Source organism: Pigmentibacter sp. JX0631 (genome assembly GCF_029873255.1).
Lineage (GTDB): Bacteria > Bdellovibrionota_B > Oligoflexia > Silvanigrellales > Silvanigrellaceae > Silvanigrella.
The window spans coordinates 3,273,033-3,290,707 of record NZ_CP123622.1 but is presented as its reverse complement, the minus strand read 5'-3'; the positions used below and the strand labels follow the sequence as shown (position 1 = coordinate 3,290,707).

The 17,675-nt window shown below is 29.2% G+C and carries 16 protein-coding genes; 6 read left to right on the top strand and 10 right to left on the bottom strand.

Features of this window, described 5'->3' with window-relative positions; all coding sequences use genetic code 11:
* Positions 1-134 precede the first annotated feature (134 nt).
* Together QEJ31_RS14165 and QEJ31_RS14160 are read left to right on the top strand one after the other, a co-directional pair.
* Positions 135-2,267 (top strand): ATP-binding protein, encoded by a 2,133-nt coding sequence (locus QEJ31_RS14165; protein ID WP_280591102.1) that lies wholly within the window; start codon positions 135-137, stop codon positions 2,265-2,267.
* Positions 2,268-2,285: 18 nt separating this feature from the next.
* Positions 2,286-2,660, top strand: coding sequence for a response regulator (locus tag QEJ31_RS14160; RefSeq protein WP_280591100.1), 375 nt, complete (start codon positions 2,286-2,288; stop codon positions 2,658-2,660).
* On the opposite strand, the gene QEJ31_RS14155 is transcribed toward QEJ31_RS14160, so the two are convergent.
* Complete coding sequence (locus tag QEJ31_RS14155; protein ID WP_280591098.1) at positions 2,657-3,190, bottom strand: adenine phosphoribosyltransferase; 534 nt, start codon at positions 3,188-3,190, stop codon at positions 2,657-2,659. The two genes, QEJ31_RS14160 and QEJ31_RS14155, sit on opposite strands and share 4 nt — an antisense overlap.
* Positions 3,191-3,204: 14 nt before the next feature.
* A protein-coding gene (gene prfB / locus QEJ31_RS14150) for a peptide chain release factor 2 (RefSeq protein ID WP_280591097.1) occupies positions 3,205-4,348 on the bottom strand; the annotation gives its coding sequence in 2 pieces (ribosomal slippage) (positions 3,205-4,287 and positions 4,289-4,348; 1,143 coding nt in all).
* A 157-nt stretch (positions 4,349-4,505) separates the two neighbouring features.
* On the opposite strand from prfB, the gene QEJ31_RS14145 reads away from it, so the two are divergent.
* Both QEJ31_RS14145 and QEJ31_RS14140 read left to right on the top strand, forming a co-directional pair.
* Positions 4,506-5,393 (top strand): undecaprenyl-diphosphate phosphatase, encoded by an 888-nt coding sequence (locus QEJ31_RS14145; RefSeq protein WP_280591096.1) that lies wholly within the window; start codon positions 4,506-4,508, stop codon positions 5,391-5,393.
* Between the two features lie 24 nt (positions 5,394-5,417).
* A complete protein-coding gene (locus tag QEJ31_RS14140) occupies positions 5,418-6,626 on the top strand; it encodes a 3-deoxy-7-phosphoheptulonate synthase (RefSeq protein ID WP_280591095.1) in 1,209 nt (402 codons plus the stop codon).
* A gap of 9 nt (positions 6,627-6,635) precedes the next feature.
* Here the strand turns inward: QEJ31_RS14140 and QEJ31_RS14135 are convergent, their stop codons facing one another.
* Entirely contained in the window at positions 6,636-7,205 is a 570-nt protein-coding gene (locus QEJ31_RS14135; RefSeq protein ID WP_280591093.1) for a thymidine kinase, read from the bottom strand.
* Between the two features lie 117 nt (positions 7,206-7,322).
* Between QEJ31_RS14135 and QEJ31_RS14130 the strand changes: the two genes are divergently transcribed.
* The gene (locus QEJ31_RS14130; RefSeq protein WP_280591091.1) at positions 7,323-8,597 is read left to right on the top strand and encodes an NAD(P)/FAD-dependent oxidoreductase; all 1,275 of its coding nucleotides are present in this window, start codon (positions 7,323-7,325) and stop codon (positions 8,595-8,597) included.
* A gap of 32 nt (positions 8,598-8,629) precedes the next feature.
* Here QEJ31_RS14130 and QEJ31_RS14125 read toward each other — a convergent pair whose 3' ends face one another.
* The 4 genes from QEJ31_RS14125 to QEJ31_RS14110 form a co-directional block, all read right to left on the bottom strand.
* The gene (locus QEJ31_RS14125; protein ID WP_280591090.1) at positions 8,630-9,433 is read right to left on the bottom strand and encodes a CheR family methyltransferase; all 804 of its coding nucleotides are present in this window, start codon (positions 9,431-9,433) and stop codon (positions 8,630-8,632) included.
* Between the two features lie 18 nt (positions 9,434-9,451).
* Complete coding sequence (locus tag QEJ31_RS14120; RefSeq protein WP_280591089.1) at positions 9,452-10,300, bottom strand: HDOD domain-containing protein; 849 nt, start codon at positions 10,298-10,300, stop codon at positions 9,452-9,454.
* Positions 10,301-10,438: 138 nt separating this feature from the next.
* Positions 10,439-10,795: a hypothetical protein gene (locus tag QEJ31_RS14115; protein WP_280591087.1), complete on the bottom strand. Its 357-nt coding sequence runs from the start codon at positions 10,793-10,795 to the stop codon at positions 10,439-10,441.
* 104 nt (positions 10,796-10,899) lie between these two features.
* On the bottom strand, positions 10,900-11,373 hold the full coding sequence (locus tag QEJ31_RS14110) for a transglycosylase SLT domain-containing protein (protein WP_280591086.1): 474 nt from the start codon (positions 11,371-11,373) through the stop codon (positions 10,900-10,902).
* A gap of 295 nt (positions 11,374-11,668) precedes the next feature.
* On the opposite strand from QEJ31_RS14110, the gene QEJ31_RS14105 reads away from it, so the two are divergent.
* Positions 11,669-13,537, top strand: a complete 1,869-nt coding sequence (locus QEJ31_RS14105) for a hypothetical protein (RefSeq protein ID WP_280591084.1) — start codon at positions 11,669-11,671, stop codon at positions 13,535-13,537.
* A gap of 14 nt (positions 13,538-13,551) precedes the next feature.
* On the opposite strand, the gene QEJ31_RS14100 is transcribed toward QEJ31_RS14105, so the two are convergent.
* The 3 genes from QEJ31_RS14100 to lysA all read right to left on the bottom strand — a co-directional run bounded on the left by QEJ31_RS14100 (position 13,552) and on the right by lysA (position 17,233).
* Positions 13,552-14,562, bottom strand: a complete 1,011-nt coding sequence (locus QEJ31_RS14100; protein ID WP_280591082.1) for a hypothetical protein — start codon at positions 14,560-14,562, stop codon at positions 13,552-13,554.
* Positions 14,563-14,837: 275 nt separating this feature from the next.
* Complete coding sequence (locus QEJ31_RS14095) at positions 14,838-15,836, bottom strand: site-specific integrase (RefSeq protein WP_280591080.1); 999 nt, start codon at positions 15,834-15,836, stop codon at positions 14,838-14,840.
* A 41-nt stretch (positions 15,837-15,877) separates the two neighbouring features.
* Entirely contained in the window at positions 15,878-17,233 is a 1,356-nt protein-coding gene (gene lysA, locus QEJ31_RS14090) for a diaminopimelate decarboxylase (RefSeq protein ID WP_280591078.1), read from the bottom strand.
* Positions 17,234-17,675 lie beyond the last annotated feature (442 nt).

The window sequence follows — 17,675 nt, the reverse complement described above, 5'->3', positions numbered from 1 at the left end:
ATTCAAAAATTTAATTAGTTACATTTTTTTAATTTTTTTATAAAATGAAAAATTTTCCCACAAATACATTTTACTAAAATTGACAAAATAGTGTTTTTAATCCTAAAATACAAAATAATCTTTGCAGGTAAAAAATGTCTCCTATTAAATCCATATCTTTATCAATTGGTATAATAATTAATACAGTTATTTTTTATAATTTTTATTTAAAATATATCCGTTCTGAAGAGCTAATAGTTAAAGAATTAACAAAAGATATATCTGAATCGATAACTATGACGTTATCTAAGTATAATATTAATTTAAAAAATATTCAAGGAATATATAGTATTAAAAACAATATAAGTAATGAAGATTTTGAACTTTATACTAATACAATAGATTTTAAAAAAAATTTTAAAGGTTCACTGGGCATAGGTTTTATCAGGCTTATATATGATAAAGACTTACAAAGTTACATCAAAGAAAATAAAATTTCAGAAATTTATCCAAAAGTAAAAACAGATGAACACATGATTATAGAATTGGTAGAACCACCTGATGCAAATCTTGATTTAAAATGGCTAGATATTTCTTATGACAATTTTCGCAAAGAAGCTGCGTTGACAGCCGCGTTAAAAAATGAGTTTACGTTAACAAGACCAGTTAATCTATCCCAACAATATGAAAAAAGCTTAGGTTTTTACGCTTTACTACCAATTTTTGATCCAAAAGGGAAAAATCCAAGATATTTTTTAAAAGGATGGGCTTTTACTACGATTGTATTGGATAAGTTTCTTCAAGAATTAGACAATAAATTACCAAACAATGTAAAAATACAGATTGAATTTGATAAATCAGATCTTATTTATACTGGTGGATTTTCTAAATATATATCTGAAAGCATATTATATAAAAATAGTTACCAAGTAACAAAAAAAATAGGTGGTTATAATTGGAAAATAATACTCACCGCAAATACCAGTAAAGTAATGAGTTACATATATCTTTTAGTTCTTTTATATATAATAATTAATATTATTATTATATATTCCACTAATAAATTTATTAATCTAATTGTTTTAAAAAACAAAATGCTTTATCAAAAGGAATCTTGGTTTAAAGGAGTCATTAACTCTTCCAACTATTTAATTATTTCAACTGACAATGCAGGTAAAATATTATCTTTTAATAAATCTGCTGAAAATTCTCTTCAATATAAGTCAACAGATGTTATTGGAAAAGAATCTCCATTAATTTTTTATGATAAAGATGAATTAGAGAAAATAGCAAATCAATATCATGGAAAAAATTCTGAAATTCTACTATCTTCAGATAAAAAAAATGATCAGACAAACCTTGCTATTGTTTCAGATAAAAAACTAAATTCTTTTGAGTATTTTATTTTAAATGTAAAAAAACAAAACATTTCTCAATCTACTTTTGTTAGAAAAGATGGAGAAAAATTCTTTGTAAAAGTTCTTGTATCTTCAATTTACGACCAGTTTGAAAATATAATTGGCTATTTATTTACAGCAGAAGATTTAACCCATGAAATTGAAATTCAAAAAATAATAAATGAGCAAAAAGAACAGATGCTGTATACATCAAAATTTTCACAATTAGGAGAAATGGCTGCAAATATAGCTCACGAAATAAATACTCCTTTATCTGTTATAATCATGAAATCTTATTCAATTAAAAATAAACTTACTGAAAATAATTTAGAAATTGATAAATTAGTAAGTGATATCACAAAAATTGAAGCAACAACCCAAAAAATTGCACGCATAGTAAAAAGCTTAAAAATGTATACAAGAAATTCAGAGAAAGATAACTATGACAAAATTTCTTTAAATAATATTCTTCAATCTTCTTTAGATTTATGTCAAGAAAAAATTACAAACAACGGTATACAATTAAGCATTCAAACCAGTGAGAATTTATTTACTTTTGGCAAAGAAGCTGAATTATGCCAAGTTTTTCTTAACTTAATTAATAATTCAATAGATGCTATTAATAATTATGCAGAAAAATGGATAAATATAACTGTTACAAAAAAAGAAAATACTTTAATTCTTCAATTTACAGATAGTGGAAACGGTATTCCAGAAAATATAATAGACAAACTTATGAACCCTTTTTTCACTACAAAACAAGTCGGTAAGGGAACTGGCTTAGGCTTAAGTATTTCAAAAAGAATAATAGAAATGCACAATGGAAAACTATATTATGACCGTTCCAACAAAAATACGACATTTATAATTGAATTACCCAGTGTATATTAGCAATGAAAAGGAGTTACTTTGTTAAATTTAAATCACATTAATATTTTGATAGTTGACGATGATGAATTGATGAGAGAAGTATTAAGCGAATTGATTACTTTAAAAACAAAAGCGAAAATCTTTGAAGCAGATAATGGGAAAGACGCATTTAAAATTGTCCAAAATGAAAAAATTCATTGTGTAATTTCCGATGTAAAAATGCCCAAAGGGGATGGCATATCCCTTGCAAAAGATCTATTAACACTAAAAAAAGAAAAGCCCATTTTATTTATTTGTTCAGGTCAAAATGAATTAGATTCTAGTAAAGAAAAAGAACTAAACATCAAAAAAATATTTGAAAAGCCTTTTGAAATGGAAGATATTTTAAAAGAATTAGTGAAATACTTTAATTAAGAATATTTTAATAAACTTTGAATGTTTGAACTACTTGGTAAAATTAAATTTTTTCCATTTAAAAATAATAACTCAATCAGGAAAGAAAAACCGCAAACTTCAGCTCCACCTTTTTTAATTATTTCAGCTGTAGCTTTTGCAGTACCCCCAGTAGCAATTACGTCATCCACAATGAGATATTTTTCATTTATGAGAATAGAATTTTTTTGAATTTCTATACAATCAGTTCCATATTCTAATAAATATTCTTGAGAAATAACGTCCCCTGGAAGTTTACCTTTTTTTCTGGCAGCAACAAAAGGGATATTTAATTCTAGCGCCAAAGGAATACCAAAAAAGAACCCTCGACTTTCAATTCCAACGATATGTTGTGCTTTCACTTCCTTTGCATAAATAGCCATTTCTTGAATAACTTTTTTCATCACAACAGGATTTTTAAATAAAGGATTGATATCTTTGAAGCTGACTCCTTTTTTTGGGAAATCAGGTACTGTTAAAATGACTTCTTCTAATTCTTGTTGCAACGACATATAAACCTCAAATATTAAATTGAATCTGAATCATCAGATCCACCTTTACCTTTAAACTGACCAGCAGCATTTTGCCTTAAATACTCTAAACAAAACTCTTCAATATCACCATCAAGAACTGTATTAGGATCACTACTTTGAGCCAGAGTTCTTACATCTTTTACTAATTTATAAGGATGTAATACATAAGATCGAATTTGTGAGCCAAAAGCATTATCCATTTTTGCTTCTTCAATAGCTTTTGATTCCGCTTGTCTTTTTGATATTTCAACTTCATACAGTTTTGCTTTTAAAAGTTTTAAACATGTTTCACGATTTTGAATTTGGCTTCTTTGTTGCTGGCTTTGCACAACAATTCCAGTGGGTAAGTGCGTCATACGCACAGCAGAATCCGTTCTGTTGACATGCTGACCTCCAGCACCACCTGCTCGATAAGTATCAACTTTCAAATCACTTTCTTTGATATCTATTTGAATATCATCATCAATAATGGGACTGACATATACGGAACAAAAAGATGTGTGCCTGCGTGCATTGGAATCGAAGGGAGAAATACGCACCAGACGATGCACACCGTTTTCCGACTTTAGAATGCCATAAGCAAAATCACCTTCTATAGTAACAGTTGCATTTTTTATTCCTGCCCCATCACCTTCTAGTTCATCAACAACTTCAGCTTTAAATCTTTTTCTATCACAAAACCTTAGCATCATCCGCAGGATCATCTGCGCCCAATCGCACGCTTCAGTTCCACCAGCTCCAGCATTAATTGTTAAAATGGCGCTATTGCGATCAGTTTCGCCTGACAATAAACGTTTTGTTTCTAGCTCATTTACTTCTGAAGTAAGATCTTGCAAAGATTCATCGGCTTCTTTAATGGATTGCTCGTCACCCTCTTCTCCAAATTCAATAGCAACCAATGTATCAGCAAATTTTTTAATTAAAGTTTCGCATGATGTGATGGCATCTTCTAAATTTTTCTTTTCTTTTAAGAGGGTAGAAGATTTTCTTCTATCATTCCAAAAATTAGGATCACTATTACTTTCAGCTTCAATTTCTAAAATTCGTTTTCTTTTTAATGGAGTGTCAAAGATACCTCCGAATAGGTTCAAACTTTTCTTGGATTTGTCCAAGCAATGTGCGTTGAATTTCGCTCATTTACATATCTCCATAAAAAAAATTAATTCCAAAAAAGAACCCGTCAAATTTAAATTAAAAGACGGGCTTAATTAAAATATACTGACCACTTTGTGGCCTTCAAGGAACGATATGGTATCTATTTCTATTGTGCAACTTTTTCTAAAGGAGAATTATTATGGCACTTGCATGCCCTATTCCAGTGCATGGACATCTGATAGATTGTGGATTTGTTGATTTGGGATATTTTAAAATAATTATTCTAGGAATAGTACAAGGTATAACAGAATTACTACCGATAAGTAGTACAGCGCATTTGCGAATAGTACCGGCTTTTCTAGGTTGGCAAGATCCAGGAACACCTTTTACAGGAGCTGTGCAATTAGCAAGTTTTTTTGCTGTTATGATTTATTTCAGAACAGAAATTTGGAATATCTTTTCGGGGACATTAAAAAGTATTAAAACACGAAATTTTTCTTCTACTGAATTTAGACTTGGGATTGGAATTATTATAGGAACCATTCCTGTAGGTGTGATGGGATTGCTTTTAAAATCTATTTTAAATTCTCCTAATTCACCTTTAAGATCTTTGTATGTTATTGGAGCTGCATGTATTTTTATGGGAGCTTTATTTATTATAGCAGAAAAAGTTTGTAAACATGAAAGAGATTTTAAACGTCTAACATTTAAAGACTGCATAATTGTTGGACTAGCACAAGTAGCTGCTTTGATTCCAGGAGTTTCACGTTCTGGAGCAACCATTACGGCCGGATTATTTTTAGGTCTAAAAAGAGAAACAGCTGCTGCTTTTTCTTTTATTTTAGGAGTCCCAGTTATTGTTGCTGCAGGATTAAAACAAATTCATGAAATGCACAATGCAGGACTTTCAACCTATGGCTGGAGTGTTCTCACTGTTGGCATTATTACAGCTTCTATCGCGGCATTTTTGGCTGTTTTTGGACTTATGAAATATTTAGAAAAGAGATCTACTCTAATTTTTGCTTGGTATAGATTAATTTTGGGATTTATTTTAATCTTAGGTGCTGGATTCAATTTTATACAATAAGTTTCTTTAATCAAAAGGTAATTCATGACTTCGATCAATAATGAAAATTTTTATTTTCCTAACTGGCATCCTGAGAGTTGGAAACTTTGTTTTCAAAAACAAATTCCTTATTACAAGAATGAATTATCTTTAAAAGAATCAATGAATTATTTAAAGAACTCTGAAAAAATAGTCTTTGATGAAGATATTATGTATTTAAAAAATCTTTATTCAGAAGCAGAAAAAGGTAACATATTTATTTTGCAGGCAGGAGATTGTGCAGAGACTTTTGAAAGTTGTAATTTAGATGATGTTAAAAATAGAATTTCTCATTTAGAATATCTTTGCAATATACTTGAAGAAAATTTAAAAAAGAAAGTAGTTTTAATTGGTAGAATTGCAGGACAATACGCCAAACCACGAACTGAACAATTTGAATTTAAAAATAATTCTAAGATATTATCCTATCGTGGTGATATTATAAATTCTATTCATTATTCAGAAATTGAACGTTCTCCAGATCCTAAAAGATTAATTATTGCATATGAAAAGGCGAAACAAACTGCTGAATGGATTAATAGAATTAAAAAGTGTAATATATTTTATTCCCATGAAGCCCTTTTGTTACATTATGAATCATCACTAACACACTATTCAAATTTTGCTAACGAATGGTTTAATTATTCTGCTCATACTCTTTGGTTGGGGGAAAGAACTCGCGAAATAAATGGTGCTCATGTTGAATTTCTTAAAGGAATCGGAAATCATATAGGAATTAAAATTGGACCTAATGCGAAAGCAACTGAAGTAGTTGAACTTCTTCGGATTTTGAACCCTAGAAATTGCCCTGGGAAAATAAGTTTAATAACAAGATTTGGTGATTCACCTGCTTTAGAAAATTTACTCGAAATTATTTTTGCTATTAAAAAACAACAATTAAATGTTACTTGGATTAGTGACCCAATGCATGGAAATTCGTATAAATCTGAATCAGGATATAAAACAAGAAATTTTAATAACATATTAAATGAATTAAAAAATACTATTGAAATACATAAAAAGATAAACTCTAATTTAGCAGGAATTCATTTAGAACTAACTTATAAAGATGTAACTGAATGCACAGGCGGGGAATGTAACTTACAAGAACAAGATTTACATTTAAATTATGAAACTTATTGTGATCCTCGTCTAAATAGAGCTCAAAGCATTCAACTTATTAAAGAATTTTGCTCAATATTTTATTCTAATTAAAGTTCTTTTCTAAATAATATTATTTTCTGGGATGTAATGGTGCAAAGCACATCTAGGTTCATAATAATCAGTCGCTCCAACTAACACCAATTGTTTAGTATCATTTAAACGTTGACTATAAAAAGCATCGTTACCACACTGTGCACAAATCGCAGTTAATTTAGTAATTTTATTAGCCATAGCTAAAAGTTGTGGCATATAACCAAAAGGTTTTTTTCGATAGTCTAAATCCAAGCCAGCTACTACGACTCTTATTTTTTTTGCTAATAATTTTTCAATATCTTCAATAACATTTGCATTAAAAAACTGAACTTCATCAATACCGACAACATCAATATCAGACAGATCAAATTTAAAAATCTCACTTGTGTTTTCAATAAGATGCGCTGAAATTTTTTGTCCATTATGACTACAAATTTCTTGGGTTGAATATCTAATATCTGAAGCATGCTTAAAAACTAAAATTTTTTGCTTTGAGATGAGCGATCTTTTAAGAACTCTAAGCAATTCTTCAGTTTTGCCGCTAAACATGCATCCGCAAATCACTTCTAAAAATCCAACTTCATTTTTCAAAGTCATTTTTACCTCAGATAATATAAAAACCAAATCTGGACTAATATAAAATTATAGTGAAAGCAAACTGAAGTAAAACAGCTTGCCAGTTAAATCTTATTCTGCACAAAAAAGGAACAAAAAATGAAAAATAAAAGCACTTCTGCTCACATAGTCATTGTTGGTGCTGGTTTTGCAGGAATTAATACAGCAAAAAAATTAGGAAATTTAGCAGGAATTCGGATCACAATTTTAGATAAAAACAATTATCATCTATTTCAACCACTTTTATATCAAGTTGCCATGGCAGGATTGAGCCCTGCCGAAATTGCTTCACCAATTAGATCAATTCTTGCAAAGTACGATAATATTGAAATCAATCTTGGTGAAGTCATTGCTATTAATCCTGAAGAAAAATTTATTGAAACTGAATTTAAAAAAATATCATTTGATTATTTAGTTCTAGCTTGTGGTGCCAGTCATAGTTATTTTGGGAGAAATGAATGGGAACAATTTGCTCCTGGTATGAAAACTATTGAACAAGCAACTGAAATTAGACGTCGTGTATTAACAGCATTTGAAATTGCTGAGCAATTGGATAGTGAAAAGGATCAAGAGAAATATCTTACCTTTATTGTTGTTGGAGGAGGACCAACTGGTGTCGAATTAAGTGGATCTTTGTGTGAAATTGCTTACCATACCCTAAATAATGAATTCAAAAAAATAGACCCTAAAAAAACGAAAGTTATTTTAATAGAAGCAGGTCAAAGAATACTAGCATCATTTTCTGAAACACTATCAAATAAAGCCAAAGAAGACTTAGAACAAATTGGGGCTACTATCATATTAAATAAAAGAGTGGATAAAATTTCTGCAGATGGCGTTTGGTTAGGTGAAACATTAATTCCTGCTAAAACAGTCATCTGGGCTGCCGGTGTTCAACCTTCAAAAACTGGAAAATATTTAAATACTCCCCTAGATTCAGTAGGTAGAGTTATTGTTGAAGACTCTTTAAATATTAAAAAATACCCATATATTTTTGTGATAGGAGATCAAAGCCATTGCAAAGATAAATTTAATAAACCTTTGCCCGGTTTAGCTCCAGTTGCTATTCAGCAAGGAATCCATACAGCAAAAAATATTTGCAGAGCGCTTAATAAAAAAGATCTCTTACCTTTTATTTATTTTGATAAAGGAACTATGGCAACTATTGGAAAAGGAAGGGCTATATCAGAATATTCAGGAATAAAAATGCGTGGAAAAATTGCATGGCTCGCCTGGCTTTTTGTTCATATCCTATACTTAATTGGTTTTCGAAATAAATTTTTTGTATTGTGTCAATGGATATGGTCTTATCTCACATTTGGAAGAGGTGCAAGATTAATAACTAAACAAGATTGGCGTAGCAATTCAGATTAAAAAACAAACAAGATTAGCAAAATTTAGCTAATTTATAGCTTTTCATACATGGAATTACCCAATGATTTTAAATTAAATGCTTTAGGATCAACGCTATCACTATGACCAATGATTAAAACACCACCTTTCACAATTCGCATTACTAATTTACCAATTATTTCTTTTACTTTATCAGGTGTAAAATAAATTAAAACATTTCGACAAACAATCACTTCAAAACATGGTTGCATAGTTTGTAACTTTACTAAATTATCAGTAAAAAAGTTACAACGAGCTTTGATGTTTTGATCTGGAACAAATGTATCTTCTTTATCTATTTTTTTTAAATGACTTTGATAATTTGGAGCTATTTTCACAAAATCTTTCATTGGATATATTGCTTTTTTTGCCATTTCAACTGAAACAGGATCGATATCAAAAGCTTTGAAATCATAATCAAATCCTGGATGAGCATTGCGAAAAGCTTCTAATACTAAGCAAAAAGAATAAACTTCTTCTCCTGTAGAACAACCACCTGATTGCATCCGAAATTTTTTTATTCCTTTAAAACGATCAGCTAATAAAGCTTCAAATTTTTTATAATGCGGCATTTCGCGGAACCACTCAGTAGTGTGAATAGTAAATGCACTTAGTAATTGAGCAAATTCTTGATCGTTTGAAATTGCTTCTTGTAGATATTTATCAAGACTTTCTGCTTTTTTTACTTGAACACGCCGCAGAACATTTGAAATAATGATTTCTCTACGATAACTTCCTTGCTGACAATTTCCAGTAACATTTTCAGCCATAGCATATATTTTTTCTCTTTCTTCAGGCTTAAAATTCTCAATTGGCATTGATGTTTCCTTTACCCCTTAGGAAGGCTGAATAGCTGATTCCGTTTCTAGTGCATTTTTTACAACTTCCTTGACAGTATCGGGAGTTAGTTCCATTCTCTTTAGCATTGACATTTCAATTTTAGTGTCTCTTTTATAATCTTTAAATCCAAAACCATAGCTGTGCGCTAAGACATCTGACAAAATTAAAATATCTATTAATTTATTAGTTTCAACTGGCAATTCTTTTCTTAATTCCATATTTCTAGTATCATGATATGAAATTAAAATTTTAACTTTTTCTGGAATTTCCCAACTATCTAAAGCTCTAAAACCCAGTTTAGAGTGAGGCTCTAATCCCATTTGACTTTCTGTTGCGGCAAAATCTATTTGATTTTCAAGACAATGCTTAGCCATTTGAGTAAAATTTTCGTTAAATAAACTAGCTGTTAAAGCTAATCCAACATCATGCATTAATCCAGCCATCTGCACTTCTGAGACAAAATCGGGGGCTATTTTCTTTGCAAAATTTGAACAAAGTAAACTTACAAAAGAACAATGTCGTATAAAACTATTAAATTCAAAAGAAAGTGAGTCTTTAAAAACAAATGTACTTTCTAAAGCTTGAAGAACCATAATTTGCCTTAAATTATCATGTCCAATTCTAGAAATAGCAGTTTTTAAATCGCTAGTAGGAGAACCTCTACCAAGTAAGAATAAACTTGAGTTTGCAAGTTTTAAAATGCTAGCAGAAATAGCTATATCCCTAGATAGAGATTTAGCAAGTACTCCCGTATCCGCATTAGGATTATATAAGTAAACTAAACATTCTCGAGCTACTTGTGGCATTGCAGGCAATTTAAAATCTGCTGGCAAAAACATCTTCATAGTAAATCTCACTCACTATTATTGTGTTGGATTTTAATCGTCTGAATATTTTAGTTTCTAATACTGCAAAAATGTTTGATTAATAGAAATTGATTAGGAAAACTTTACTAATTAGGAAAGGAAAGAAGAAAATAAAATTTAATGATGATTTGAACCTTCTTCTTTTAAATCTTGAAGGAGTTGGACAAATATTAATATGGTAACAAGTAACATACAAACAGCTGCAATCCAAGAACCTAAATAAGCAGCGGCAATAATTGTTGGAATAGATAATACTAAACCGTAGCCATTAGGAGCCACTGATTTAGCCTGCTCATTGGCTCCAGCTATGGCATAAACAAAAACCATTAAGGGAAATGCAAAGGTAACAAAAACAACCCAAGTATGGTCAAGTTCATTGTTTTTATTAAAATGAGGAAGTAACTTAATTAAACCAATAACTACACAAACAAAACTTAAAAAAGCAGCAAGAAGAGAACTTACATTTTTTCTCATAATTTTCCCCATGCAAAAAGTTCAACATTTTTCATAGGGTATTGTACTACAGAGAAAGTCACTTAGGTAGGTCAAAGAAAAGAATTGCTTCTTCAATGATATATTTACATCACTTCATTGTTTCTAACTATAATTTCAGCAATATTTTTAGTGTTATAATTAGGAATTTGGTAAGCTAAACAGGTTTTCTTGAATTTATTGTAAGTAACCCATGCGGTCAAACCTTGTGTTTTATATATTTTCAAAGCACATCTAGCATTTTTTAATGGATTATATAAATCAGTTTCATTTAAATTACAGTCTTTCATCCAGATGTCGTTTATTTGTAACAAACCGTGATCTTTAGTATTATTTGTGTTGTGACGATTTACAGCCGTTGGCTTAAAATTCGACTCATATTCTGCTAAACAAGTAACAACTGGAACTATTTCTCTTGGAAATCCTGCTTTTTCAAGAGTATAAGCAACTTGCTCTTTGGATAATTGACGGCTTTTATTTGATTTAAGTGATTTAGCAGGCTCTGCGGCTAAAACATTTAAACTTAAGATAAAAGTGATTAATGCAAGAAATAATTTCATTTAAAACCTCTAAACAAACGTTTGGAGTCATTTCAAGTAATTAAGAAAACATACTCCTACGCTTTAAAATAAAGCATATTTAACCATGAGCAAAAGTCATGCCATGCATAACAGCTTGAAATCATATAACGTTACAAATAGATTAAAATTTGAGCTGATAAAAATTTAAACAATAAAAAAATATATGGTAATTATTTAGACACTTGTTACCTAATCTATGGTCTTGGCAATTCTTTCATTGGTATGTTAGCGTTCTATGTCCGTTCCATAATATACCTAACTAGTGAGAATGATAATGAGTTTTGTCGAGTCTGGCCGAAAGAAACAAGAATATAATCAGAACTATGAGAGTGGCAAAAAATTAGCCATTTTTTATGACAACAGATTGAAATCTTTAGATAATAAAGTGGCTATTTTTCGTTTGATCAGTACTATAGCATTTTTAGCTATTATAGTTGGGATTTTTGATAAAGATAAAGTTGTATTTAATATTTTTCTTATACTTTCTTTTTTAATTTTTTGTATTGTTACTTCATGGATTCATAAAAAAATACAATCCAACCAAAAAAAATGGAATGCTATTCAAATAAGTTATTTATTATCACAGGCTAGAAAAGAAAGAAATTTTAAAGTTATAGATAATTATGTCTCTCCATGGCACAAAGAGGTTATAAAAGTACCAAATGGACACATTTATGCGCATGATTTGGATATTCATACTCAGTTATTTAAATTACTGGATACATGCACTACTAAGGAAGGTTCTACTAATTTATTTAATTTATTAATGCTAGCAGGAATAGCACCTGAAGCCATCGAAAAAATAAATGAAAGAACTATTAAAGCAACTGCACTTGTAAATGATCCTACCCTAATTCGTAGATTAGAAGTAATTAAATTAAGCATTAGTAGTATTCCAAAAAGTGAAGATTTAGATAATAAAAAAATACCAGAAATATCAAAAAATAAATCCTTATTTTATTCTATTTTTACAATAATTAGTATACTAATGTGGGCTGCAATTTTAATCCCATCTTTAATGAAATATTTAAATTCTGGTAATTCTGATCCACTAATACAAGGATTACTTACTTACGGACTTTTCCTAGGAATAAGTATTTATTTATTTCAGCCGGTAACCGAAATTGCAAATAAAATATTAATTTCTTCAAAGAAAATTGAAGTTATAACAGAAAATCTTAAAAATAAAAATCAGCTTTTTAAAACTCTTGAATTTTCATTTTTATCTACTATCTCATTAAAAAAAATCAAACATTTAAATTTTCTATTAAGTTTATTAGATTTAAGAGGTAACGTTATCTTCTGGATTACAATCCATCTTCTTTTACCTTTTGATGCTTTATTATGTTTTTTTCTTGAAAAAAGAATTAGAAATATGCAAGCTGAAATTGAAAAATGGGAAAAAGAATTACACCTTTTTGATTTACTATGTGCATTTGCAAGATTCAAAATTGAGAACTCTGAAAGCAAATTTATTACTTTAGCTGAAAGGCTCTCTATCGAAAAAAATAGCGTCATAATAGAAGATATTGGTCATCCTTTTATCCCAGAAATAAATAGAATAACTAATACGATTACCATTTCCGAACAATCGCCATTAATTCTTTTAACTGGAAGTAACATGGCAGGAAAAAGTACTTTTTTACGTACTTTAGGTGTTAATATTTTACTATCAAATATGGGGGCTCCAGTATTTGCTAAAAAATTAGGCATTAAGCCTTCGAGAATATTATGTGCAATTCGTATTGATGACTCCTTAATAGAAGGGACAAGCTATTTCTATGCAGAAGTTAAACGTTTAAAATTTATACTTGATTCACTGGCAGAAAATAATGCGGTACCCGGTTTCTTTTTAATTGATGAAATATTTAGGGGAACAAATAACAAGGAAAGATATATTGGAAGCTTAAATATAATTTTAAATCTGTTTAACAAGCAATCTTTTGGCTTAATATCAACGCATGATCTAGCTTTAGCTGAAATACAAAAAACAGATCAACGCTTAGTTAACATGCACTTTAAAGAGCATATAGAAAATAATAAATTGGCTTTTGATTATAAACTAAAACAAGGACCTTGCCCTACTACCAACGCATTATTTATTATGCAGCAAGAAGGACTTCCTATAGATTTGAATAATTAATTTAGCTTTAAAATTTATTTACTAGAAGAGGAAGAATTTAAATATCTTACATTTTTATTTAGTTGCTCAAATTTACAAACTTTATCAAGCCAGTTAAGTTGTTTCACTGAATTTTTGTCATCTATTGTACTATATTTCAAGCATGTATCCTTAATAAAAGGATTGCCTTGTGGTAGAATAATTGTATTTGCTTGAAAACTATACAACGGCGCTGGATTTAATATAAAATTATTTTTTATAGATAAGACCTTTATCTTCTTTAAAGTCGCTAACTCTTCTACTCCTCTTATTTTATTTGCACTTAAGAACAGCCATTGCAATTCTTTTAAATTACTAATGTTATTTATATTTTCAATGGAATTATTAGACAAACTTAAAACTATTAAATTTCTTAGTGAAGAGATAGGATCTATTTTGGAAATTTTATTGTCATCAAGCCATAATGCCCTTAAATTTATTAACCCACTTAATGGAGATAAATCAACGATTTTTTTTCCAGTCAAATTTAACATTTTAGCATTAAAAAGAGTTTGTTTTAAAGCAAAGTCATTGCATTCTTTAACTTGGACAGTATTTAATACTGCGTCAATTGTTAATTTTATATCGTCAGAAGTTCGTTCCTTTAATAAACACCATGAAGTAAAAGTTCTATTTAATTTAAAAGTAACTTCATCACTAATTTTATTTTTTTTGTTTATTAAAGAGACTTTACATTCAGTATAAGTTGTTAATTTTAGGCCAGGATCTTTGATACTGATATAATCATTTGAAAAGGATAAAATTTCATCACAAACTTTATCTTGACCAGCTAATATCATACTATCATAACTACTACCAAGCTTTATTCTGCTAGGAATAATTTCAAGCTTGTTATCTTTCTCGTTTAATAAATGATTTATAGAAAAAAATAAATAAAACTCTTTGCTACTTGCATAAGAATAAATAGGGAAGAATAAAAATACAAAACTAACTGCTTTTAGTAAGCATACTTTTTTCTTAGTTTTTAAAACATTGTTTCTTCCCATTGAAGAGACCTCATAAAGACAATTCCTCCTCAATGTATTTTAAACACTTTTTTCATTCAAACTGGAATTTTTTTGTCTTCAAAATAGACATAAGTTAAAATTAATAAGAATATTCATTTATGATAATTTATCACTAGTATTTATTGTTTTTTTATTTACAAAAAATTTTAATAATTATTTTAATTTTATATATATTTAACAGTGTTTTATTATATTTTTAACCAGAAGAAATATTATTCCAAGAAAAATTAGAATATTTTTGGATTTTTGTTTACTTAATCAAAAAAACCAATTTTTCTTGTCGCCGCAGCTGATAACTCATTGGATTTCTTAATATAAATTGAAGTTGTTGCGGTTAATTTATGGTTCAATAAGTTTTGAATTTGGATTATAGGCACACCCTCTGAATGCAACAATGTAGCTAAGGTAGTCCTAAAACTATGAGGACTAACGTCTCTAAATATCCCTGATTCTTTAACGGCAACTTTCACCATGTCAAAAATAGAAGCCCGATTCAATTTTGTTGTATTTTTAGACAACTGGGACCTTGTAAAAAAGAAATCGTCTGGGTGAGCATCTTGGCGAAACTCATTTTTGTATTCTATCAAAACTTGTGCTGTATTTTGATGGATAAATGGTGAATGCGGAAGATCTCCTTTGGTAGTTAAATGGAGCTTCCAATTTTGACCTATTTTTTCTAAATGCTTAATTTTTAATTCACACAATTCTTCCACTCTCATACCAACTGTAAATAAAGTGTACATTACTGTATATCTGAGTCTCCAAACACAATATGTTCTACTTTTTTTACACTTTGATATTTGATATTGCTTCTTACAATATTCTAAAAGTTTTAAGACTTCTTCTTGTTTTAAAATATTTGTTTTGCCTTTTTTATCAAGCTTAGGTTTTTTTATTAATTCTAAAATATTATATTCAATAAGACCTTTTTTCCTAGCATATGTTAATAAGGAAGAAAGTGAGGAAAGCTTTCTTGCAATTGAAGCTATAGAAAACTCCGTTAAACTTTCTTTCCATAACAAAACAAGTCTTTCAGTAATTTGTTTCAATGAAGTGATTTTAATTTTAAGCGTTTTGAACGCAAACAAGAAAAACTCTTCTAAATCTCTCGAATATGATTGCTGAGTATTATCACTTTTAAAAGACATAATAAACCAATTTAAAAGATCAATTATTTCTTTACCAATATATTCTTCTCTTATAAGAAGATTAGTTTTATTCTGAATAAATCTAGATTGACTAGTACTATGCATCCTTGCAACTTCCATATTTAAATTTTACTAAATATAAATTACTAAAATATATCAGTTATATTTCCATCTCTGACAAATATTTCTGAAGGTAATTCTCGTAAATTATATTGACTTGCCATTGATCGACAGTACGCCCCTGCTTCAAAGAATGCTATTACATCTCCTTTATGTATCTGAGGTAACAAAGCATTTTTAGCTAAAAAATCACCACTTTCACATACAGGACCAACAATATTCCATGAAAAAATGTTCAAATCGTTTTTACTCAAATTCATATTATCGTAATTTACTAACTCCGCATGATGAACGGCTCCATAAATACTTGGCCTTGGAAAATCATTCATTGCTCCATCTACGTAACAAAATATATTTTCAACAGAATTTCTTTTTTCATAAAGAACTTTTGTCAAAAAAATTGTAGAGCTAGCAACTATGCTTCTACCTGGTTCCATACAAACAAATAAATTAGAGAAATCATCGTTCCAAATCGATAGCAATTTAGGATATTTTTTACTCTCTTGTTTAAAAGCATTACATACAAAATGGACATGAGAGAAAATATCCTCCCCATTTTCTGGCACGCCATTTTGTCCAACACCTAGTCCTCCTCCAAAATCTATATGTTGAACAAATATTTTATTTTCAAACATAAATTGTGCACAATCTAACACTTTCCTTGCTACTAAAGGAAAAATTGAATTCTCAGTTAATTGTGAGCCTATATGAACATGAATTCCTTTTAGTGGATTTATCCAGTTAAGAAACAACTCCTCATTTTTAAATTGCATTTTTTTCGCATTTAACCAATTACAAAAATGCTCAAATAATACACCAAATTTTGAATTTAACGCTCCAGTTTTTAAGTGTGGATGAGTATCTACCTCAACTGCTGGATTTAGGCGTAAAGAAACAACAAGTTTTTTTTGGGCAATAGAATTTAATTTTTTTTCTTCTGAAAGAAAGTCTAGTATCTCAGTTAATTCCGTTAAATGCTCAACACTTAAATTACCAAGACCTCCTAATATTGCCTCTTTCCATTCTGATTCTTTTTTTCCAACTCCAGCAAAGCAAACTTTATTTGGATGAATTCCAGAAGCTAAAGCTTTTCGCCATTCTCCGATGGAAACAATATCGATTCCAAAATTTTCTTTACTGACAGTATTTAGGATTGGAGCTGCAAAATTAGCTTTCATTGCATAAAATATTTCGTTTTGCTTAAAATGAATGCTAAGTGCTTCTTTGTATTTATTTAATCTTTGAGATACTGCATTTAAGCTTGTAACATAAACAGGGGTTTTATCTAAATCAAGGATCTGCGCTAAAGGAACGGCATCAATCTCGAGCCCTTTTCCGTTTATTCTTTCTTCAATCGATTTCAAAGAGATAAATGGTCGCATTTTAGTACCTTATAAAAACTTATTTCAGTCAAAACCCAAAACTAATGGGCTTCTTACTGTTTATTTGTATCAGCTCATGTGAATATTAGTCCAGCCTAATGTTACAATTCTGTAATTTTTAAATTCTAGCAATTTTTTTGCAATAGTTAGGAAACAAAAAAAAGTTTTATAAAATATAGTTTATACTAATAAATTTGAGCTTCTTTTTTTAAGGTGGGATTTAACTGAAAAATAAAGGAATAATTATTTAATAGAAATGTAACGGTAGGATAAAAGGAGAAAAAGAAGCTCATTTAATTACAAATATTATTACTTGCTAACTAATAAGCGACAATCTTACAAAATTTTGTCTAATATTAAGACAATTTTATAAATTACAAAAAATCATATTTTTATATCAAAAGATAACTAACAGAGAAATGACAAATTGTTATTAAACTTT